Raw genomic sequence first — 16,052 nt, 5'->3', positions numbered from 1 at the left:
GTCATCGCCCTTGCTGGGACTCGGTTGTTGCCGCCATCGTCTCAAAGCGCAGGTGCGATATCAATCTCCCGTAAACCAATACAGGGCTGCAAATTCGCAAAGAGAATGCGCCTTTCGTCGTGGGGCTGCGCCCGCAGACATCCCGTACGGCGGTATTCCAGACAGTTTGGCGCCGGTCGTTCGCAGCTCGTTCACTTTGATCCATGGTTTGGGGCGCGCAATAACGACCACTTAGTTGATCGGCGGCGATAAAGTCCCGGGAAAAACGGCAGGAATGCCCGGGAGTTGAGACCTTGCAGACGACCCTCGCGCGCACATTTGCAGCGTTGAGTGCCATCAACGAAGCCATCCTGTATGCGAAATCGCCGGACGAACTGTACCAGAAGGTCTGCGACGCCGGGTTTTCGAGCGGCGACTTTTTGGCTGTCTCGGTGTTCCTGGTCGAGCCGGACGGCCTGCGGCTCCGTTATGCGGCCGGCTGCGGTGAGGACGTTGCGCGGCTGAGGTCGATCGAGATCACGACGGAAGCCGGCTCGCCGGAGGGCTCCGGCGTCGGCGGCGAGGCGTTCCGCAGTCAGAAGCTCTGCATCAGCAATGATTTTCTAAACGATCCACGCTCGCTGGCGTGGCGCGAGAGCGCGATCAAGGCCGGCGTCGGCGCGGCGGCAGCGTTGCCGCTGCTCTGCAACGGCAAGAGCGTCGGCGTGCTGTTCGTCACCCGCAGCGAGGCCGGCTCGCTGAACGAGCAGATGGTCTCGCTGTTCGAGCGCATGTCGGCCAATATTTCCTATGTGCTGGACAATTTCGCGCGCGAAACCGCGCGGCAGAATGGTGAGCGGTCGACGCGGCGGCTCAATCGCATGTTCGGCGCGCTCAGTGCGACCAACGAGGCCATTCTGCGCGCCAAGACCGAACAGGAGCTGTATCAGCTCGTGTGTGACGCCTCCGTCCATGGCGGCAAGTCGTTGGCGACTTTCGTTCTGCTCAAAGAGCAGGCTTCTCATTGGTTGAGGCCGGTCGCCGGCACCGGTCAGAATTTGGATATCGTTGGCCAGACAAGCTACTCCGTCGATGCCGACAATCCCTACGGCCGCGGCATCTCCGGGCACGTCTTCCGTACGCAGAAGCCATACGTCGAAGACGACCTCGCGAGCCGAACCAAGGGAACGCCGTGGGAGCAGGCTAACATCAATACGGGCGTCGTTGCCTGCGTCGCGGCTCCGCTGATCAAGCATGGCGAGAGCGTCGGCGTCATCCTGTTCTTCATCAGCAGGTCCTGGGCCAAGGACGAGGAGATCGTCGGGCTTCTGCTGCGCATGGCGGAAAACGTCTCCTTTGCGATCGAGAATTTTGACCGCGAGACCGAGAAGGCCAGAATTGCCGCGGAAGAGGACCGCCTCGCGCGCATGTATGCCGCGCTTAGCGCCACCAACGAGGCGATCCTGCGCGCACGGTCGCGCGCCGAGCTGTTCGATCTGGTCTGCGAGGCGACGGTGCAGGGCGCCAAGTTCACCTCGGCCACCATCGCGCTCGTCGACCATCGCACCGAACTGCTTCGCGTCGTCGCCTGCTACGGGCCGAATGCCGATCTGGTGCGCACCTTCAAGTTCTCCACCTCCGATCAGGTGCCCGAGGGACGGGGCTTGACGGGCACCGCGTTCCGCACGCGCCAGCCCTCGGTCAGCAACGATGTGATGGCCGACGACCGCATCAAGCCCTGGCACGCCAGTGCCCGCCGTAACGGCATCGCGTCCTCCGCGGCCCTGCCGCTATTCAACGGCGACCGGGTCGAGGGCGTGTTCTTGTTCAATTCGCCGGAGCGCGGCACGTTCACGCCCGAATTCGTCGAGCTGTTGCGCAGGCTCCAGGCCAACGTCGCCTTCGCGCTGGAAAACTTCGATCGGACGGAGGATAAGGCGCGGGCCGACAAGCAGCGCAGCCGCCTGAGCGGCATGTTCAAGGCGCTGAGTGCCACCAACGAAGCCATCATGCGTGCCAAGACGCGCGAGGAACTGTTCGAGGTGGCGTGCCAGGCGGCCGTGCTGGGCGACGTGTTCGCCTCGGCGACGATCGGCATCATGGACGAGAATCGTGAACTCGTTCGCGTCGTCGCCGTGAAAGGGCGCCTCCAGGAGCGAATGGTCGGGCGCACCTGTGTTGTTTCCGCCGATCATCCCGAGGGCCAGGGAATCATCGGGACCTCGCTGCGCACCTGCAGGCCCAGTGTCATCAACGACTATCTGAACGACCCCCGATCGGCGCACTGGCACTCCAAGGCGACCGAGGATGGCACCCGGGCGGCTGCCAGCTTTCCGCTGCTGCGGGCTGGCCAGGAGCCGATCGGCATTCTGCTTTTCCTCGCACCGGAAGAGAATACGTTCACGCCCGATCTGGTCGAACTGCTCGGACGCCTGGCCGAAAACGTCTCCTTCGCCCTCGACAATTTCGACCGCGCCGAGGAGAAGGCCCGCACCGAGGCGCAGAAGGAACGCCTGACGCGCATGTTCGCGGCGCTGAGCGCGACCAATGAGGCGATCATGCGGGCCAAGTCCCGCGCCGAGCTGTTCGGTCTCGTCTGCCTTGCCGCTTCGAACGGCGCCAAGTTCACCTCGACGACCATTGCGCTGGCCATGGCCGACAGCGACCAGCTCGAAATCGTGGCCAGCGCCGGGCCGTCGGCCGACACCACGCGCAACGTCCGCCTCTCGGTCGACCCCGAACGCCCCGAGGGCCGTGGCATGAGCGGCACGGCGTTCCGCACGCGGCGGCCCTGCATCAGCAACGATTATCTCAACGACCAGCGCGTCAGCGCCTTCCACGCCATCGTTCGCGGCGACGGCGCGCGGTCGGGCGCGGCGTTCCCGCTTATCGCACACGATCAGCCTGTCGGCGTCATGATCTACATGTCGACCGAAATGAACACTTTCACCAGCGAGTTCGTCGAACTGCTGCAGCGACTGGCCGACAACGTCTCCTTCGCGATGGAGAATTTCGACCGCGCTGACGAGAAGAACAAGGCCGACGAGCGGATCGAATATCTCGCTTCGCATGACAGCCTGACCAACCTGCCGAACCGCGAGACCTTCAACGGCCTGTTACGCGAGGCGATCGACACCGCACAGCGTCATGATCACCGCTTCGCGCTGCTGTTCATCGATCTCGACCGGTTCAAGGTCATCAACGATTCGCTCGGCCACGAAGCCGGCGACCTGCTTCTGCTCGAAGTCGCCGACCGCTTACGCAAGTCGCTGCGCGCGAGCGACGTTGTGGCGCGGCTCGGTGGCGACGAATTCGTCGTCATCCTCGACCAGTGCGGCGAGATCGACGACGTCCAGCGCATCGCGACCGAATTGCTGACGGCACTCGGCCAGCCGATGGAGCTCGCCGGCCACGAGTGCCACACCACCGCCTCGATCGGCATCGCGATGTATCCGGCGAACGGCGCCGATGCGCAGACGCTGACCAAGAACGCCGACATGGCGATGTATCTCGCCAAGGAAGACGGCAAGAACGGCTACCGCTTCTTCTCCAAGGAAGTGAAGACACAGTCGATCGAGCGCCTGTCGCTCGAGAGCGCACTGCGTCGCGCGCTGGAGCGCGAGCAGTTCGCGCTGAACTACCAGCCCAAGGTGGACATGGAGACCGGCCAGATCACCGGCGTCGAGGCACTGCTGCGCTGGACGCACCCCGATCTCGGCAATGTCTCGCCGGCGCAGTTCATCCCGCTCGCCGAGGAGACCGGATTGATCGTGCCGATCGGCCGCTGGGTGCTGAAGGAGGCGTGTGCGCAGGCGATGGTCTGGCAGCGCCGTGGCCTCTTGCCGCTGTCGATGGCGGTCAACCTGTCGCCGCGCCAGTTCGCCGACGAGCACCTGTTACAGGACGTCGACGAGGCGCTGGCGGCCAGCGGCATGTCGCCGGTGCTGCTCCAGCTCGAGGTCACCGAGAGCATGATGATGCGCAATGTCGGGCGCGCGCTGAAGGTGCTCGACGCCATCCAGAGCCGCGGCATTCGTCTGGCCATCGACGATTTCGGCACCGGCTACTCGTCGATGTCGTTGATGAAGCATTTCCCGATCGACACCATCAAGATCGATCGCTCCTTCGTGCGGGATCTGCCGCAGGATTCGGAGGATCAGGCGATCGCGCAGGCGATCATCAGCATGGGCAAGGCGCTTGGCATGACCGTGGTCGCTGAAGGAGTCGAGAATGCCGAGCAGGAGACGTTCCTGCGTACCCATGGCTGCGACGAGATGCAGGGCTTCTTGATCTCCAAGCCGCTGCCGGCACGGCAGATGGCCGAGCTGCTGCGGCCGACGGTGCTGCCCGTCGCGCCGCCGCTTCTGCCGGAGCTCGACGCGGCCGCCGACAAGAGCGCGGAGTCACGGCTGAAACGCGCTGTCGTCTGACGGCTGCGGATGCAGATCGCGGGCGTCGCGATCCGCGCTCTGCGCCTTGCTGGGAAAGTCATTCGCCGTCGGCAGCGACGTCTGCTCGGCGAACAGCGCGAGCAACCGGCGCGCGCCGTCGGCGAAGCTCGCCCCTTCGCCGAGGCCGAGTTGGCAGCACCATGCGCTGCGCATCGGCTCATGGTCGTCGAACACCGCCATCGCAGGGCCCCACCACCAGGCAGGCGCCGGCGAGCGCTCGTCCTCGGACACGGCGTGCCAGCGGGCAAACTCGTCCATCACGCGCTCGAACTCCAGGCGGGCAGCCTGATGCATTCGCTCCATGCTCCTAAAGTCCGCGCCTGAAAACAGGCCGATGCGCGGGAATCAGGTTCGTGGCCTTGACACTTTGAAAAATTGGCTCGCGCAATTGGCTGAGCCCCGCAGGCCGGCATCATCGCCAGCGATGCAAAAATTCCGGACGCCGGGACAGGTGCCGACGCCGACAGGGATCCCCGATTTTAGCCGTTCATGCGCCCGGCAGGCAAGATGCGGACGCCAGCGTCGCCTAACGCGACCTTGGCGGATGCGCCTTCTGGTGCCAGGCCCAGGCGGTTCGGATCACGGTCGGCAGGTCGGAGTGGCGCGGCACGAAGTTCAGCACTTTGCGCGCGGCGGAGGGATCAGCGACCAGATAGGTCGGATCGCCGGCGCGGCGCGGCTTGACGGTGTGAGGCACCTCGCGACCGGTCTCCTGCCTGATGGCAGTCAGGATCTCGCGCACCGAAAAGCCGGAACCGGTGCCGAGATTGAAGCTGCCGCCGGCATGTCCCTCTTCCAGGAGTTTTAGCGCAGCGACATGCGCTGCTGCGAGGTCGGTGACGTGGATGTAATCACGGATCGCGGTGCCGTCCGGCGTGTCGTAGTCGTCGCCAAACACGGCGAAGTCGACACGGCCCTGCAACGCCATCATGGCGCGCGGAATGAGATGCGTCTCGTTGTCACGCAGCTCGCCGATGCCGCCGGCGGGGTCGGCGCCGCTGGCGTTGAAATAGCGCAGGCAGAACGCGCCGAAGCCGTAGGCCGAGCGATAATCGGCGAGCATGCGCTCGATCATCAACTTCGACGCGCCGTAGGGATTGATCGGGTTGCACGGGAAACTCTCCGGCAGCTCCTTGGAATCGGCGTTGCCATAGACCGCGCCGGTCGAGGAGAACACGATGTGCTGGCAGCCCGCGTTGCGCATCGCCTGCAACAGCGACAGCGTGCCCTGCACGTTGTTGATGTAGTATTTCTGCGGGTCGGTCATGGACTCGCCGACGAGGCTCGCCGCCGCAAAATGCATCACCGCGGTGATTTTGTGATCGGCAAAGGCGCGTGCCAGCGCTGCTCCATCGAGCAGATCGCCGGTCACCAGCGGGCCGGCAACGAAGTTGCGATGACCTGTCGAAAGATTGTCATAAACCACCGGCTGGTATCCGGCGTCGGCCAGTGCCCGGCACGCATGCGAGCCGATATAGCCCGCGCCTCCCGTTACGAGGACAGTCGGTCGGTCGGTCATGTCGTCTCTGCTCTACGTCTCTATCGATTGAATGGCCGGTTGCGGCTGAAGAGAAGATAGAGCGCGCGGGGGTTGGTGGTCAAATAGCGCCAAAGCAGGCGGCGTGGCTCGAGGAAGGTTCGCCAGGCCCATTCGAGCCCGATCTTCTGCATCCATTTCGGCGCGCGTGACCGGCTGCCTGACAAAAAGTTGAACAGGCCGCCCGACGTCTTGATAACGCCAACATTGGTCATCAGCGGCGTGAATTCCTCCACGAACGCCTGCTCGTTGGGTACGCCGAGTGCGACAAACAGATAGTCGGGCGCGAGGGCATTGATCTCCTCGACCTTGGCGCGTAGCGCATCGCTCCGCAGATAGCCGTGGCTGCGTCCGACGATCTTGAGGTTCGGATACAGTTTTTGGACATTCTCGACCGCGGCGGCGTTCTCGTCCTCGCTGGCGCCAAACATGTAGAAGGTGCGGCCTGCCGCCTCGGCCTTGCGCGCGACGATATGGAAGAGGTCCGTGGTCGCAACGCGCTCAGGCAGCGGGAACCAGGATTGCAGCTTCGAGGCCGCGACCAGCGGCTGGCCGTCGGCGTTGATGAGATCAGCGGCGCGGAACAGGCGCTCGGTTTGCGGCTCGGTCGAGCAGCGCGCCAGCACCTCGCCATTGGCCGAGGTCAGGAACAGCGGGCGTCCGATGCGATGGCGCGGATCGGTCGCCTCGATCATGAAATCGGCGGTTGCTTCGAGATCGAGCGCGGCCATGCGAAGGCCGCCAACGGTGATCCGTGGTACGTCGGCGGTCGCTTCCCGCCCGTCCAGATTGACGCGACGCTCAAGCATATTGCCTGCCTCGCTGGCGCGTTTGAGTTTCAGGGGTGAGCTCGTTGAGTACGACGCCCACGAGCTTGCGTTCGGCGTCGCCGAGCGCGGTGAGGATCTCTTCCATGCTGTCGTTGATGTCGAGGCTGGTCGGCAGCACCGCCACCACCGCATCGATACCGTCGAGCAGCTTGCGGCCGGCGGCCGAGTGCGGGATCGCGGGGCCGTCGAGGATGACGAGATCATAGCCGCCGGTGGAGCGTGCCTGCGCGACCGCCTTGCGGATGGCCTCGGCCGCCTTGCCGGCATCGCCCTCGGCGACCGGCAGCACCGAGATGCCGTTGACCGTCTTGATCTCGCGCGCGCCCTTGTTGCCGATCGAGAGCCAGCCGAGCTTGCTCGGCTCGCTCTTGCCGGGTCGATTGATCCTATTCGAAAGATTCTGCGCCTCATGGTCGGCGTCGATCATCAGCACGCGGCTGCCATCGCGCTCGGCCGCGAGCGCGAAATTCAGCGCGGTCACGCTGCGCTCGGTCGTCCCGCCTACACCGACCATCGCGATGATCGGCATCGCCTTGCCGCCCGCGCGGCGTGCCACGGCGGCGCGCATGTCGCGCAACGCATTCAGAAGCGTCGTCAGCGGAAATCCCGGACGCAGCGTCGGCCAACCCAGCCTGGTGAGATCGGTGCCGCCTCCGACCGCGAGGATGGCGCCGAGCGTGCGGATGACGTCGGCCTCCTGGAGACGCGCGATCAGGGGCTTTTCGACCACGATCAGGGGCTCTTCGACAGGAGGGGGCGGCGGCGCCTGGGGTGCGGTTTCGATCGGATGGGACAGCATCGTCTCAGACACAACCGGTGCCTTCGTCGAAGGCACTTTGGCGCCCTCCGGCTCAGGCGCGCGTTCGCGACGACGCGGCTCCGGCGCGGTCGCGCCGGAGAACAGGTGCTCGGCGGCGACAAACCAGCCGGCGGCGAGGAGTCCGCCGAAGATGAAGCCGATCATGGCGAACAGGCTCATCGCCGGCGGGAACGAGCGCCGCTGCGGCATCGTGGCCTCGCCGATGACGCGGGCCGCCGACGTGTTCAAGCTCTCCTGCTCCTCGGTCTCGCGCGAGCGCTTGAGGAAGGACTGGTAGACGTCGCGGCTCGCATCGGCCTCGCGCTCGAGCTCGCGCAGGCGCACGGCGGCCTGGCTGAGCTGCACGCTCTGCCGCTTCTGCGCCTCCAGCGCGCGGTTGAGCGAGGCCTCGTAATCACGGGCGCGCGTCAGGTCGTTCCTGGCCGACTGGGCGAAGCGGTCGATCTCCTCGTTGATGGTGCGCTTGAGGTCCTCCACCTGCTTCTCGGTCTGGCGCAGCGCGGGGTGCCGTGGCCCGAGCTCGCCGGCCTGCTCGGCGTATTTCTTGCGGGCGTCGGCATATTGCGCGCGCAGATTGGCGATGGTCGGCGATTGCAGCGCTTCGGGAATCGCGCCCGCATCCGCCGCGGTGCGCTTGCTCGCCTCGATCTGGTCGAGGCGTGCCTGGGCGTCGAGCGTCGCTGCGCGCGCCGCGGAAAGCCGCTGGTTGCTGGCGGAGAGCTGCTGGTCGCTGATCAGCGCGTCCTGGGTGCCGACGAAATTGTTCTGAGCCTTGTAGGTGGCAAGCGAGGTCTCGGCGTTGCGCAGTCGCTCGCGCAGCTCCGTCAGGCGGCCGGACAGATCATTGGTGGCGCGCCGCGCCGCCAAGGCCTGCGAGTTGCGTGAGTCCTTGAGATAGGTGTTGGTCAGCGTGTTGGCGAGCATCGCCGCCTTGGCGGGATCGGTCGACCAGACCTCGACGTCGACGATGAAGCTCTTCTCGGTCTTGCGGATCGTGATGTGCTTGTTCAGCGCGTCGAGTGCCGCAAGCTGCACCTCTTTCTTTTCCGCGGCGGAGGGCGCACGGGGCTGGAGACCGACGAGGCCAAGCAGGGACGATATCAGGCTCTTGGCGTCGCCGCCGCCGAATTCGGGATCCTTGTCGAGATTGGCCTGCTCGATGACCTGCAACAGCACGCTGTTGGATGTGATCAGCCGGGCCTGGCTCTCCACCACCATCGACATGCCGGAGACGTCCTGCGCGCGCGGCGTGAGCTCGCGATCGACGAGCTGGAGCTCGCGCGGATCGACGTAGAGCTGCGCCGTGGCGGTGTAGCGGGGCGTCAGGGTCTTGCCGACCGTGACCGCAAGCGTCGCGCCGAGAAGGGCGGCGGACGCAATCGCGATCTTGCGCCGCCAGAGCAGGCTGGCGAGCTCCAGCACGTTGAAGCCGGCTTGTTGTCGCGGCTGCGGGGCCTCCGACCTGGCCCGATCTATCGGCTGGTTATAGTCAAGCATGATCCCCAGCTTTCATTGCAAGTGCCGCGGGCTGAGGGGTTACTCTTCGGGTCACGCCACGCACCAGGGATATAGGCGCCAAATCAACGCAACAGGGAAAATTAACCATACTCATTGAGGGACTATTCACCGAAATGGCAAACAAAGCGTTTAAGCGTACGCAGCTTCCTGGCGTGTCGTTGCGACGCTTGCGCTGCGCCGGTCCCCCGGAAACTAACGGTTCGTTACCACGCGTGCTGCCTGGCAGGCAGGCGTCCGGCAGCGCAGCGCCGCGGGAAGGCCCGGCGTGCCCGGCGATCGACCGCGGCATGGTCATGGCCTCAGCACTTCCGCAGGATGACGTGATAGTCGCCGCGACGGACGTCGGTGCCGCGTGGAAGCAGGACGTTCAGCGCGACGGCGCCGGCATCGACCAGGCTTGCGAGCAGCGGCCTGCGCCGGCGCATTTCGGGATAGCGCGGGCTCTCGACCTCGCGGCGGTAGACCGTCTCGAGCCCGTGCGCTGCCGCGAACGCCTCGAGCTTCGACAGCGTCACCAGCGGATGGAAGAACGTCGGGAACGGTGGCTCGCCCGGTTCGCCCGCATTCCTGATGCCGCGGACGTGCCGGTAGAACCAGACGTGAAACCAGTGCGGCGAATATTTGGTGACGACGCCGGACAGCGAGCGCGGATTGGGCGCACCGATAAGAATCATCCCGCCGCGCTTGAGCGCATCGCGGAAGTTCAGGAGTGCGGCTTCGACGTCGGAGAGGTGCTCAATCACGTTGTAGCAGATCACGAGGTCGAAGCTTTCCGGCGCGAAGCGATAGGTCTGTACGTCGCCGAGGATCGCCTCCTGCGCGTAGGTGTTGTTGCGGATCTGGTCCTCGTCGATGTCGACGACCGTGACGTGGCCGCGCTCGAGCACGTCGAGCGGCAGGAAGCTGCAAGAGCCGCCGCCGGCTTCGTAGGTCGCCAGGCCGCCGGCCGGCAGCTCGCGGCGCAACACCTCATGGATTGCAAGCAGGCTGTCGCGGGCTTCGCCGGAGACCAGATCCACCAGCGCCTGCGTGTGCCCGCCGGCGGCCGCGTCGCTGTGGGTGGCTGTCGTGAAATCGGTCGTGGCTGGCCTGTTCATGTTGTTTGCCGCGGTGTTCGACTGAAATTACAGGCAATCCCGCCTGCGCCCGAAGAGCAAACTTGATGCCGGGCCTGCGTCAAAGGGGCTGGTGCTTACGGTTCGGTTAATGCGCATCGGCGTTAACTACGGCGAGCTCCGCACGGCACGATCGCCGCGCGCTGGATCGAAATTTGCAATATCACACGCGTGTGAATTCGCAGGGAAAACGCGAAAAAGCGGTTAAGACCATGAGTGATTGATCGCATCGGGAGCGAGTTCAGCCGTCTGGAACGAATCGTACCGGCCCGGCCGCCGGCTCCGCGCGGAATGAGCTCGACCGGATCGGGGGCCATGTCTCGAAATCGCGCGGCTGTGCCGGCCCGGGACGTGGCCGCATCGCGCGGCTCTGCGATCGTTGCAGGGCTTTCTCAACACATCTCGGACATTCAAGGGCCATGACGCTGATCTCGACCGAACTGCCCACCAACCGTATCGCGGACGCCGTGCGCGATCCCAACCGGGAAGTTGCGGCCAGCTCGCGCGTCCTCGATCTGTCGGTCGATATCGTCGTCTGCATCCCCTGTTTCCGTCGCCCGCAGCATCTGAGGTTGACGCTGGACTCGCTCGTCAAACAGCGCACGCCACGCTCCTTCGCGGTCATCATGGTCGAGAACGATGCCGCCCGGCGCGAGAGCGCGCCGGTTGCCGCGGAATTTCTCGACGACGGAAGGCTCCAGGGCCTTTGCCTGGTCGAGAAGCGCCAGGGCAATTGCCAGGCGATCAATGCCGCGTTCGAGACGGCGCTGGCGGTGTTTCCCGCCGCGACCCGCTTCCTGATGATCGACGACGACGAGATCGCTTCACCCGACTGGCTCGAACTGATGGTTCGTACCTGCGAGGCGACCGGCGCCGACGTGGTCGGCGGACCGGTGCTGCCGGCGTTCGACGACGACAGCAAGCCCTGGCTCGCGCGCCATCCCGTGTTCTGTCCCGCCTATGATTACAGCGGCGCGGTGCCGCTGATCCATGGCTGCGGCAACTGCCTGATCACGCGCGCGGTGTTCGCGCGGCTCGGCGGTCCCCCCTTCGATCTGCGTTTCAATTTTCTCGGCGGCGGCGACGCCGACTTCTTCGCGCGGTGCCGCGATGCCGGCATGACGTTCCACTGGACCGCGGAGGCCGTCATCACCGAGACGGAGCCGCGTAGCCGCACACGCCTCGGCTGGATCGCGCAACGCGGTCTGCGCATCGGGGCGACGAATTATCGTGTGCAATACAAGGCCGCGCGAAGCGCTGCCGCGCGCACGCGTGTGTTCGCCGCGATGCTCGTGCGCCTGCCTCTCTCGCTGGTTCGCGCCGCCCGTCTGCTGACGAGGTCCAGGCCGGTCATCGCGATGCATCCCGTGATGCTCGCGCTCGGCGGCGCGCTCGCCGCCTTCGGTGTCGAGCCGCAGCCCTATGAGGCGTCAAAGATCGTATCCTGATGCCGCCGAGCCCGCGGCCTAGATTCCAATATAGGCCAGCGCGAGCTTGACTGCGGACCGGGGCACGGATTTGAGCGACCGCCGCCCGACCATCCCGAGATAGCCGAGAGCCTCGGGATATCTGCCGAAGCGGATCGCCTGCGTCGCCGAATAGGTCACGAGATGAATTTCTGCCGCCTGCCGCAATCGCGGCACGGCCCCCGCGGGCAGTCTGGCCAGGATCAATCCATCCTCGAAGACGCGCGCGACCGCGGGGAAGAAATCGCCGGGCGAGCGCATCGCCGCGTTCATCGTGTTAGCCGTGTGGAGCCGATAATCGAGCAGAAGTTTCGGGACGAAGTGGAATTCGCCGATCGCGGCGAGCCGGCACCAGCAATGCCAGTCCTCGCAATAGCGCAGCGAAAGGTCGAAGCCGCCTATGGCCCGGAAAGCCTCGGCGCGGACGAGCATGATGCCGCCATTGACGATGAAGTTGCCGCTCGCGAGCCGCGCGAGCACGTCCCCGGATGGCTTGCGGCGTCCTTTCAGGAGGTCGCGGCGACCGATCGACCGGCCTTCGCTGTCGATCAGATTATAGTCGCCGTAGACGAGAACCGCGTGCGGCGCGGTCTTTGCCGCCGCCAGCAGCGCCGGCACGGCGCCACGCCTCAGGCGGTCGTCGGCATCGAGGAAGAGGAGCCAGCTTCCGCTTGCAACTCGTGCACCGAAATTTCGCGCGGCCGATACGCCCGTGGCAGCGTTGGTGACGAGACGCAAGCGCTGGTCGCGGATGGCGCGAACAATCGCCGCGGTGTCGTCGGTCGAGCCGTCGTCGACAACGATGACGTTGGCGACGCCATCCTGCATCAGCGCGCTCTCGATGGCTTCGCCGATATAGGCGGCGGCGTTTTTGGCGGGTATGACGACGGAGACCGACGCGGCCGAAGGCGCCGGCAGGGACACGCGGCCGCCGTCCGACGCCGGGATAGGAGTCGTCAAGTCGAGAATGGCGTCGGCGATAGTCAAGCGACGGCTCCGAGCGTCTTTAATGTTCTTTTAACCAGGCCGGATGCCGGCCGTGCCGGCGTCCGCAACTTTGGCCGTTTCCGATGATACCCGCATCAGGACGTCAAATCGTTGCTGCGAAGGCCGGCTTGACTCTGGTTTCGTAGATTAGCGTTAAGTCTGTGGCGTTAAGTCTGCCGCAGGTTTTAGATAGATGCGACAGCCGGTCCCATGCGAGCATGCAGGGAGCGACCGTCGCTTGATGGATCCTGTGCGAGCAAAGACGTTGGAATTTGGCGGTGGAAATTTGCCGCGCACGGAGCGCGATGCGGCGTGCCGCGCGAAGGCGCCAGGCAATGGCGCCTGCGACGATCCGAACGCGATGACGCTCAACCTGTTCTACGAAGACAAGGACGACCGCTGGTTTCCCGGCGACCGGCATCTGCGGCGCATGCTGCGCCGAATGCTGTTGGGGGAGCCGCGCATGAGCGGGCAGCTCCGCGTGTTTCTCAATCTCTGCGCGGGCCTCGACCGGCTCGGCATCCGCTATCGCGTCAACGACTATCGCTATATCGCGCAGCATCCCGACGAGCTCGCCTGCATCATCGGCCGCCCGTTCCTGCTCGACAAGTTCGCGTGGAAGAACCCGATCCTGCTCGGCGTCGCCTCCTACAACCACCCGCTCGACGATCCCGATCTGTTCAAGCGCCTGCCGGTCAAGAAGGTCGTGGTGCCCGGCGAATGGTATGCCGACATGTACCGGTCGTATTGGCCCGACACGGAAGCCTGGCCGGTCGGCATCGACACCGATCTCTGGGCGCCGTCGCACGCGCAGGACAAGACCATCGACGTCCTGCTCTACGACAAGGTCCATTGGGACCGCGAGCGCCATGTCACGGAGCTGATCGAGCCGGTCCGCGCGCGTCTCCTCAAGGAGGGCCGCTCGTTCACGGAGCTGCGTTATGGCAGCTACAAGGAGGAAGACTTTCAGGCGGCGCTGGCGCGTTCGCGCTCGATGATCTTCCTCTGCCAGAACGAGAGCCAGGGCATCGCCTACCAGCAGGCCCTGTCCTGCGGCGTGCCGGTGTTCGCCTGGGATCCCGGCGGGCCTTGGCGAGACCCCGACTATTTCCCGCACCGGGTCAGGTTCGAGCCGGTGTCGTCGGTCCCGTATTGGGATGAGCGCTGTGGCCTCAAATTCGTCGACCGCGCGGGCTTCGACGAGCGCTGGCCGGATTTCTGGGGCGGCTGCACCGCTGAGGCGTTCGATCCGCGCGGCTACGTGCTGGACAATCTCACGCTGGAGCAGCGGGCGCTGCAGTATTACGAGATCGCGCGGAGCATCGTGCAGCAGGAGGCGCCGCGTGCCCCCGGCCTGCTGGTTGACGGATGGTTAACGGGGATAGGCTAGAGCTGGAGCTTCGCCACGCTTCCCCCATCGGCCTTGAGGCATGGATCGCAGCGCCGCAGACATGATTGACGTCGAGGCCCGGTCGTTGGGCCCCGCGCTGCGCGGCGTGCTGGCGGGGCTGAACGTCGTGCAGGTGGTGCGCTGCCTCGTCGCAGTCGCCGCGCTGCTGCTGGTTCTGGTGACGCTGGAGCCGTTTCCCGATCTGCGGATTGAGGATGCCGCGACCGCCGGCGCGGGACGCATGGCGATCAGTTATCTGAGCTTCGGTGTCCTCGCCGCGGTGGCGATGCTGCTTGCGGCCGCGGAAGATGCTCCCTCGCTCAAGACGCTGCTGAAGCCCGCGCATCTCTGCTTCGTCGGCTGGATGCTGATCAACGTCGTGCTCTCCGAGAGTCGGGAAGTCTCGATGCAGCGCTTTGCGCTGGCGGCGAGCGTGACCTCTCTCGCCGTCCTGCTGCCGCTGCTGCCTCCGACGCAGAAGAGCTTCAACCTGTGTCTTGGCGGCGCGGCCCTCGCGCTGCTCATACTGTGCTATCTCGGCATCCTGCTCGCGCCGCAATTGTCGATCCACGCGGCAGCCGATTTCGCCGAACCGCAGCTCGCCGGCGACTGGCGCGGAAGTTTCGGACACAAGAACGTCGCATCGCCCGTGATGACCGTGCTGGTCTATGTCGGCATCTACCTGACTGCCGTCGGCTCGTTCGTCATGGGACCCGCGATCGCCCTTCTTGCCGGCGTCTTCCTGATCTTCACCGGCGGCAAGACGTCCACGGTCCTGTGTCTCGCCATCTATGCGCTGGCGTCGCTGGTTTATGTCACGCGAAGCCTGTGGTTGAAGCGCATCATCTGCTTCGCGCCGCTGATCCTGATGAACCTGCTGACGGTTGGCAGCGCCGCGAGCCCTGCGCTTGCGGGCCTCACGCGGCTGCTTCCCATCGATTCGACTTTCACCGGCCGCACCGACATCTGGGAGTTCGCGCTCGCGGCCGTCGCGGAAAAACCGATCATCGGCCATGGCTACGCGGCGTTCTGGGACAACGTGGCATCGCGGGAAACCGCCAAGGGCGCCGAATGGGCCGTGACCGCGGCGCACAGCCACAACAGCTATCTCGATCTCGCCATCACCATCGGCCTGCCGGGGCTCGCGCTCGTCATCCTCATCTTCGTGCTCGCGCCGCTCGGCAATTTCCAGAAGGCCCAGGCCCACAATCATAGCGGCGCACTGGCAAAGCTGTTCCTGACCGTGTGGCTGTTCGGCCTGTATTACGGCACGACCGAGACGTTCCTGCTCGAGCGGCAGAACCCGATCTGGTTCATGTTCGTGCTCGCGGTGGCCGGGTTGCATTTTCTCGCCAGGTTCCAATGCGTGGACAGCGCTGAACCTAGCCGCTGACGACAGTCTGTCGCAGCCTCACGTTTCATTCGCGTAACGATAAGCAGCCGCGTAACGATAAGCAGCGACGCAACTTGTCGACGGCGACAAGACATCATCTATCTGGAAACGTTCTGTAACTGTTGGCGGAACTGCATGCGCAGGGCGTGCGCCGCTTCGACCTCAGCATCGGCAATCATGACTACAAGCGCCGCTTCGGCGCGGTGCCGCTTCCACTGACCGACGTCAGCGTCGCGCTGTCGTGGCGCGGTCTGCCTTATGTCCTGCGCGACCACGCCGCGCAGGGCCTGCGCCGCCACCCCCGGCTTGCCGCCTACGCGGCGCGGGCAATGGGCAAGGCTGCGGCCCGCTGACGCGGCGGGCGCACAGACGCAGTCGCTCTCGCTCATCCTTTCGCAGGGCCGACGAAAAAGGCATCGAGCAACGCGCGACCCTGCGGCCAATCATCGAGCTTGCTGGCCGCATTGATGTGGCCAAGCTGCGCCGGCGCTTCACTGCACTTGCGACCCGCGCAATGAACAAGTCATCTCGCTGACACAAAGCTCCTGATTGCGCCGACAGTGAGA

Annotated in this window: 10 protein-coding genes and 1 pseudogene; 5 read left to right on the top strand and 6 right to left on the bottom strand. The window is 65.2% G+C overall.

The window, feature by feature from the left end; genetic code table 11:
* Positions 1–293 precede the first annotated feature (293 nt).
* Complete coding sequence (locus tag AYJ54_RS29765; RefSeq protein WP_063704644.1) at positions 294–4,409, top strand: bifunctional diguanylate cyclase/phosphodiesterase; 4,116 nt, start codon at positions 294–296, stop codon at positions 4,407–4,409.
* On the opposite strand, the gene AYJ54_RS29760 is transcribed toward AYJ54_RS29765, so the two are convergent.
* From AYJ54_RS29760 to AYJ54_RS29740, 5 genes are all read right to left on the bottom strand, one after another.
* The gene (locus AYJ54_RS29760; RefSeq protein ID WP_063704642.1) at positions 4,383–4,724 is read right to left on the bottom strand and encodes a hypothetical protein; all 342 of its coding nucleotides are present in this window, start codon (positions 4,722–4,724) and stop codon (positions 4,383–4,385) included. The genes AYJ54_RS29765 and AYJ54_RS29760 overlap by 27 nt on opposite strands.
* 232 nt (positions 4,725–4,956) lie before the next feature.
* A complete protein-coding gene (gene galE, locus AYJ54_RS29755; protein WP_063704640.1) occupies positions 4,957–5,949 on the bottom strand; it encodes a UDP-glucose 4-epimerase GalE in 993 nt (330 codons plus the stop codon).
* Positions 5,950–5,969: 20 nt separating this feature from the next.
* Positions 5,970–6,776 carry a WecB/TagA/CpsF family glycosyltransferase gene (locus AYJ54_RS29750; RefSeq protein WP_063704638.1) on the bottom strand — a complete coding sequence of 269 codons (807 nt, stop codon included), beginning with the start codon at positions 6,774–6,776 and terminating at the stop codon, positions 5,970–5,972.
* Positions 6,769–9,114, bottom strand: a complete 2,346-nt coding sequence (locus AYJ54_RS29745; protein ID WP_063704636.1) for an exopolysaccharide transport family protein — start codon at positions 9,112–9,114, stop codon at positions 6,769–6,771. The genes AYJ54_RS29750 and AYJ54_RS29745 overlap by 8 nt, the downstream gene beginning before the upstream one ends.
* A 320-nt stretch (positions 9,115–9,434) precedes the next feature.
* A complete protein-coding gene (locus AYJ54_RS29740) occupies positions 9,435–10,232 on the bottom strand; it encodes a class I SAM-dependent methyltransferase (protein WP_063704634.1) in 798 nt (265 codons plus the stop codon).
* Positions 10,233–10,669: 437 nt separating this feature from the next.
* Here AYJ54_RS29740 and AYJ54_RS29735 point away from each other — a divergent pair, with 437 nt between their 5' ends.
* Positions 10,670–11,698, top strand: a complete 1,029-nt coding sequence (locus AYJ54_RS29735) for a glycosyltransferase family 2 protein (protein WP_063704620.1) — start codon at positions 10,670–10,672, stop codon at positions 11,696–11,698.
* An 18-nt stretch (positions 11,699–11,716) separates the two neighbouring features.
* On the opposite strand, the gene AYJ54_RS29730 is transcribed toward AYJ54_RS29735, so the two are convergent.
* Positions 11,717–12,703, bottom strand: coding sequence for a glycosyltransferase (locus tag AYJ54_RS29730; RefSeq protein ID WP_063704619.1), 987 nt, complete (start codon positions 12,701–12,703; stop codon positions 11,717–11,719).
* Between the two features lie 361 nt (positions 12,704–13,064).
* Between AYJ54_RS29730 and AYJ54_RS29725 the strand changes: the two genes are divergently transcribed.
* The 3 genes and pseudogenes from AYJ54_RS29725 to AYJ54_RS29715 all read left to right on the top strand — a co-directional run.
* Positions 13,065–14,093 (top strand): glycosyltransferase, encoded by a 1,029-nt coding sequence (locus tag AYJ54_RS29725; protein ID WP_063704878.1) that lies wholly within the window; start codon positions 13,065–13,067, stop codon positions 14,091–14,093.
* A gap of 40 nt (positions 14,094–14,133) precedes the next feature.
* A complete protein-coding gene (locus AYJ54_RS29720) occupies positions 14,134–15,486 on the top strand; it encodes an O-antigen ligase family protein (protein WP_063704617.1) in 1,353 nt (450 codons plus the stop codon).
* A 122-nt stretch (positions 15,487–15,608) separates the two neighbouring features.
* Positions 15,609–15,839, top strand: a pseudogene (locus tag AYJ54_RS29715) (GNAT family N-acetyltransferase); the annotation flags it as partial.
* Positions 15,840–16,052: the final 213 nt, after the last annotated feature.

It is taken from the genome of Bradyrhizobium centrolobii, assembly GCF_001641635.1.
Taxonomy (GTDB): Bacteria; Pseudomonadota; Alphaproteobacteria; order Rhizobiales; family Xanthobacteraceae; genus Bradyrhizobium; species Bradyrhizobium centrolobii.
The sequence above is the reverse complement of the archived record's forward strand: the minus strand, read 5'-3'. Positions and strand labels throughout refer to the sequence as shown.